The following is a 1050-nucleotide window of genomic DNA, read 5'->3' as shown; positions in this document are numbered from 1 at the left end:
GGACGGGGCGGGGCCCCTGGCCGTCAGCGGCCGGTGCGGTCCTCGTCGGCGTCGCCCGCCGCGCCGGGCTGCGGCGCCGGGGCGGGTGCGGGGGCGGGCTGGCCCGCGACGAGGCCCCGCAGGGACTCGACCGCGTCGTCGCCGGCGTCGGTGGCCGCGAGGTTCGCGGCGGTGACGGCCTCCAGCACCTCGGCGCGGTGCACGGCGACGGAGCGCGGGGCGTCGATGCCGAGGCGGACGCCGTCGCTGCGCACCTCGATCACGGTCACGACGATGTCGTCCCCGATCACGAGCCGCTCGCCGACTCGTCTGCTCAGCACCAGCATGGCGCCGACCCTACCTTCCGCGCGCAAGCGGCCGGCACTCCGCCCACGCCCGGCGCGGCCCGCCGCGCCTCCCGGCCGGCGCCCGCTCGCGCGCGACCCCGCCGGTTCCCCAGCGGATCGGCGCGCCACCACCCGACCGATCGGGTGGTGGCGCGACGCACGGGCGGGGACCCGAGAAGCACCCCCGGGACGGGTCGCGGGGCCGGTCAGCCCCAGACGGTGCCCTCGGGGAGGTGCTCGCCGAGGGCCGCGGCCCAGGCGACGCGGGACGCGGGCACGCCGTCGATCCACGCGACCGGGACGCCGAGGCCGAGGACCGTGCCGGGCTCGCTGGTGTCGAACAGCCCGCCCACGGCGAGCGCGTCCAGGGGCCGGCGCGCGCCCACGCCCGCGATCCACCGGGCGCAGTCGCGGGTCTTGCTGCGGGCGTCGACGACGCCCCACGCCTGGTCGGGGCCGAGGGCGGCGAGCAGCTCGGCGGCGGCGTCCTCGCGCGCGCGGCCCGGGCGGACGCCGAGCGCGACCAGGGTGACGCCGTCGGCGGCGGGCAGCTCGGCGCGCCACCGGGAGGCGGCGGCCGGCGTGGTCAGCCGGCGTCCCGCGGCCGACGCCGGCTCGACGAACACGCCGACCTCCGCGGACAGCACACGGTGCGCGTGCAGGATCTCGTCGTCCGTGACGGCCTCGATCAGCCCGCCCGACAGGTCGCGCGCGGCCTCGGCCT

1 protein-coding gene and 1 pseudogene are annotated in these 1050 nt (G+C 80.4%); both read right to left on the bottom strand.

Features of this window, described 5'->3' with window-relative positions:
* Window positions 1-23 precede the first annotated feature (23 nt).
* Complete coding sequence (gene csrA, locus FA014_RS19605) at window positions 24-326, bottom strand: carbon storage regulator CsrA (protein ID WP_154731264.1); 303 nt, start codon at window positions 324-326, stop codon at window positions 24-26.
* A 206-nt stretch (window positions 327-532) separates the two neighbouring features.
* A pseudogene (locus FA014_RS21090) lies at window positions 533-1050 on the bottom strand (hypothetical protein); the annotation flags it as partial.

The organism is Cellulomonas hominis (assembly GCF_005239125.1).
GTDB lineage: Bacteria > Actinomycetota > Actinomycetes > Actinomycetales > Cellulomonadaceae > Cellulomonas > Cellulomonas hominis_A.
This window is presented reverse-complemented; position numbering and strand designations above follow the sequence as displayed.